General features: G+C 59.7%; 5 protein-coding genes. 3 read left to right on the forward strand and 2 right to left on the reverse strand.

The features are described from left to right. The coding region (locus tag Q0K17_RS10515) for a glycosyltransferase family 2 protein (protein WP_294542859.1) at window positions 1–746 on the reverse strand (746 nt) is incomplete at its 3' end. Window positions 747–755: 9 nt separating this feature from the next. Continuing rightward, on the reverse strand, window positions 756–1,451 hold the full coding sequence (locus tag Q0K17_RS10520) for a Crp/Fnr family transcriptional regulator (protein ID WP_294542861.1): 696 nt from the start codon (window positions 1,449–1,451) through the stop codon (window positions 756–758). A 180-nt stretch (window positions 1,452–1,631) separates the two neighbouring features. Here Q0K17_RS10520 and Q0K17_RS10525 point away from each other — a divergent pair, with 180 nt between their 5' ends. The 3 genes from Q0K17_RS10525 to Q0K17_RS10535 are packed head-to-tail and all read left to right on the forward strand — an operon-like array spanning window position 1,632 to window position 4,037. Then, window positions 1,632–2,690, forward strand: coding sequence for an MqnA/MqnD/SBP family protein (locus Q0K17_RS10525; protein ID WP_294542863.1), 1,059 nt, complete (start codon window positions 1,632–1,634; stop codon window positions 2,688–2,690). Next, on the forward strand, window positions 2,680–3,468 hold the full coding sequence (locus Q0K17_RS10530) for an ABC transporter permease subunit (protein ID WP_294542865.1): 789 nt from the start codon (window positions 2,680–2,682) through the stop codon (window positions 3,466–3,468). The genes Q0K17_RS10525 and Q0K17_RS10530 overlap by 11 nt, the downstream gene beginning before the upstream one ends. Continuing rightward, window positions 3,465–4,037, forward strand: a complete 573-nt coding sequence (locus Q0K17_RS10535; RefSeq protein ID WP_294542867.1) for an ATP-binding cassette domain-containing protein — start codon at window positions 3,465–3,467, stop codon at window positions 4,035–4,037. Before Q0K17_RS10530 ends, Q0K17_RS10535 begins: the two co-directional genes overlap by 4 nt. Window positions 4,038–4,158 lie beyond the last annotated feature (121 nt).

Here is a 4,158-nt window from a genome sequence, read left to right on the forward strand (position 1 = left end):
ACCACCACGCCGAACCCGGTGATGAACCGGATGGGCTTGACCGAAAGGCTGGTGATGCCGTCAAAGGCCAGCCCCAGCATTTTGGAAAGGGGATAGTGGCTTTCCCCGGCAATACGCTCGTGCCGTTCGTAGGTCACAGCGGTGCTTTTGAACCCCACCAGAGGCACCATGCCCCGCAAAAACAGATTGACTTCCTTGAAATTGGCAAATTCTTTCAGGACCCGGGCGCTCATCAGGCGGTAGTCTGCGTGGTTGAACACCACCTCCGCGCCCATGGCGTTGAGAAGCTTGTAAAAGCTTTCCGCAGTAAAGCGCTTGAAAAAGGTGTCGGTGTCCCGTTTGGAGCGCACTCCGTACACCACTTCGCAGCCATCCCGATAGGCGTCCACCATGGCGTCCATGGCGTTGATGTCGTCCTGACCGTCGCAGTCGATGGAGATGGTGATGTCGCAGCGGTCTTTTGCTTCCATCAGGCCGGCAAGGACTGCATTCTGATGTCCCCGGTTTCGGCTCTGGCAGATGCCCAGATAATGGGGGTCACGCGCTGCCAGATCGCAGATGATCTTCCAGGTATCATCCTTGGACCCATCATTGACGAACAGCACCCGGCTGTCCGGACTGATTTTGCCGGCCGCGGAAAGATCGGTGATTTTCTGCAGAAACAACGGCGCTGTAATGGGCAGTACCTCCTGCTCGTTGTAGCAGGGGATGACAATGTACAAAACAGGCATTTGACGGTGATTCATTGTGTTACCTCATTCCTGGCACTGGCTGCGCAGGCGTTCTTTATCCAGAATTTTGAAACTTCCCCGGAAGGTTTCAATCAGCCCTTCCCGCTGCATGCGGCCCAGCTCCCGGCTCAGGGCGCTTCGGTCGCAGTTCAGGTACTCGGCAAGACCGGCCCGGGTCAGCGGCACCGCAAAGGTGTCCTGTCCGGCTTCGTCGGCCTGTTCCAGCAGCCACAAGCTGATGCGCACCCGCAGGCTTTTGCAGATCAGCAGCTCCACCCGGCGATCCAGGGCGAAGTATTTGTTGGAGATGGTCAGCACCAAATTCTGCAGCAGCTGCAGATGGCTCTCGTGCAGACGGGCGCAGGGATGGATGATTTTTTCGTAGGGCAGATACACGGCCAGACAATCGGTCTGCGCCATGACGCTGACGGGACTCTTGGTACTGGAACCGGACAGTACATCTCCGAACAGACCGCCGGTACTCATCTCGGTGATGGCCACGCTGCTGCCGTCCGGTGTGTTTTTCAGAGCGGTGATGGAGCCTTCCAGCAGGATACCGACCTCCCGGGTCTCGTATCCGGCCAGCATCAGAAATTCTCCTTTCTGATACCGACGCACCCGCGGGGCAAAGCAGTCCAGCATTTTGTCCAGCTCGTCATCACGCATACCGCGCAGCAGGGAAGTGCCGCGCAAAACAGGATAATACGGCCGCAGATTCATCGCAAAGGTCCTTTCATGCCAAGAGTAGCGGTGCCCGGGCTGGACCCGAAAACACCACGAAATGTTGCCGGGGCAAAATTGTTGCACCGGCAATCGACATTCTCGTTTTATTATAGTATAGTAATGCGGCAAAAGCAAATGGAATTCAAACCGCATTTGCGGCATTGGGAGGAGTTCACTGTGAAATTGAAACGTATTCTGGCCGCCTTTACGGCGCTGGCCCTGGCTGTATCTCTGGCAGCCTGCGGCGCGGCGTCCCAGTCTACCGCTGAAGCCACTCCGGTCCCGGCGACCCAGGAGACCGCTCCGGCGGAGGAAACCGCATCTCCGGAAACCGCCGAAGCTGCCGGTTTCCGCGTGGCTGGCCTGAAAGGTCCCACCACCATGGGTCTGGTCAATCTGATTGACGATGTGGACAAGGGCGAAAGTGACCTGGATATTGACTTTACCATGTACGGTGCGGCCGATGAGATCGTGCCCCTACTGGTCAAGGGTGACCTGGACGCTGCGGCCATCCCGGCCAACCTGGCAGCCACTCTGTACCAGAAGACCAATGGCGCCGTGGAAGTGGCTGCCATCAACACCCTGGGCGTTCTGTACATTGTGGAGAACTCCGATGCTCAGTATGCCGGCATCGCCGACCTGAAGGGCAAGACCATCCTGACCACCGGTAAGGGCACCACCCCTGAGTATGTCCTGCGTTATGTGCTCAGCCAGAATGGTCTGGATCCCGACAAGGATGTGACCATCGAATACTTCAGCGAATCCACCGAGGTCGTGGCCCAGATGACCGCCCGGGGAGAGGGCACCATCGCCATGCTGCCGCAGCCTTTCGTCACCAGTGCTCTGTCTCAGGTGGAAGGCCTGAGCGTCAAGTTTGATATGAGCGAAGAGTGGGAGAAGGTAGCCGGTTCCCAGCTGGTCACCGGTGTTCTGGTGGCCCGCAAAGAGGCTGTGGAGGCTGACCCTGCGGCCTTTGACGCCTTCCTGACTGCCTATAAGGCCAGCACTGAGGCCGCCAACTCCGACCTGGAAGGCACGGCGGCTTTGTGCGAAAGCTACGGTATCGTGGCCAAGGCTGCTCTGGCGCAGAAGGCTCTGCCCGAGTGCAACATCGTGTTCATCACCGGCGACGAGATGCGTACTGCTCTGGAAACCTACTTCCAGGTTCTGTATGATGCCGATCCCACCAGCGTAGGCGGCCAGCTGCCGGACGATGCTTTCTACTATGGCGTCTGATTCCGGCCGGTCCGGTTCACTGCCCCGCTGGCATACGGCCGCTGCCGTGGTATTCTGGGTGGCGGTTTGGCAGCTGGTGGCTATGGCCCTGGGGCACGGCGGATTGTTCCTGTCCACCCCGCTGCAGACTCTGCAGGCACTGGCTGTGCAGCTGCCCACGCCTGAATTCTGGCACCGCATCGCGTTCAGTGCCCTGCGTATCCTGACAGGCTTTTTGCTGGCTCTGGCGGGCGGCCTGGTGCTGGGAGCGGCAGGTGCCCGCTGGCGTCTGGTCCGGGTACTGCTGGGACCACCCATGCAGCTGATCCGGGCCATGCCGGTGGCCAGCTTTGTGATTCTGGCCCTGTTGTGGGTCAGCAGCGCCAACCTTTCGGTGGTGGTAAGTTTTACCCATGTGCTGCCGGTGATTTACGCGGGCGTTATGGGCGGCATTGCCGATACCGACCCCCAGCTGCTGGAAATGGCCCGGGTCTACCGGTTGCCGCTGTCCAAACGGCTGCGGTATATCTGGCTGCCTGGTATTTTTCCCTCTCTGTGCGAGAGCTGCATCGCGGCCATGGGGATGTGCTGGAAGAGCGGTGTTTCTGCCGAAGTCATCGGCCTTCCCGACCATAGCGTGGGGGATGCCCTTTACCGCGCCAAGATCACCCTGTCTACCCCGGATGTCTTTGCCTGGACGCTGGTTATTGTGCTGTTGTCGGCCCTGCTCTCGGCAGTGGCGGCCCGCGGTCTGCGCTGGCTTAAAGTCCGGCTTTGCGGGGAGGTGAAAGCGGCGTGAGCATCATCATAGCGCATCTGGAAAAGCGCTTCGGCACCCGTACCGTACTCAAGGACCTGAACCTGCAGGTAGATGGCCCTCTGGTTTTGATGGGCCCCTCCGGCTGCGGAAAAACCACCCTGCTGCGCATCCTCATGGGTCTGGAAGACGCCGACGGCGGCACCGTCACCGGCGTGGGGACCATCGGCGCTGTTTTTCAGGAAAACCGTCTCTGCCCGCAGCTGACCGCTGTTGGCAACATTGTCCTGACCGGCGGCGATTCCGGGACGGCGGAGCGGGAACTGCGCGCCCTCGGCTTTGGGGATAAGGATCTGGCTCTGCCCAGTATCCGGCTTTCCGGGGGGCAAAAGCGCCGTGCGGCACTGCTGCGGGCGCTGCTGTGCCCACAGGCGCAGACGCTTCTGCTGGACGAACCGTTCACCGGTATGGATGCCGAACTGGTGGCACAGGCTGCTGCGGCCATCTGCCGCCTGACGGCAGAGCGGGACACGGTTCTGGTCACCCATGATGCGGCGGCTGCTGCGTTGCTGGGGTGGCCGGTGGTACAGCTTCACCCTTATCAGTCTTGATGCGAACCCAATGGCAAGGCTCCTTTTTTCACGGAGCCTTGCCATTTTCTTTTGTATGCTTTAGCGAAATGAGAACCCCCAGCTCTGCTGGGGAGAGTAAAAAAGCTTTAGCTTCAAGCAT

The organism is uncultured Gemmiger sp., from assembly GCA_944388105.1.
Classification (GTDB): domain Bacteria; phylum Bacillota; class Clostridia; order Oscillospirales; family Ruminococcaceae; genus Gemmiger.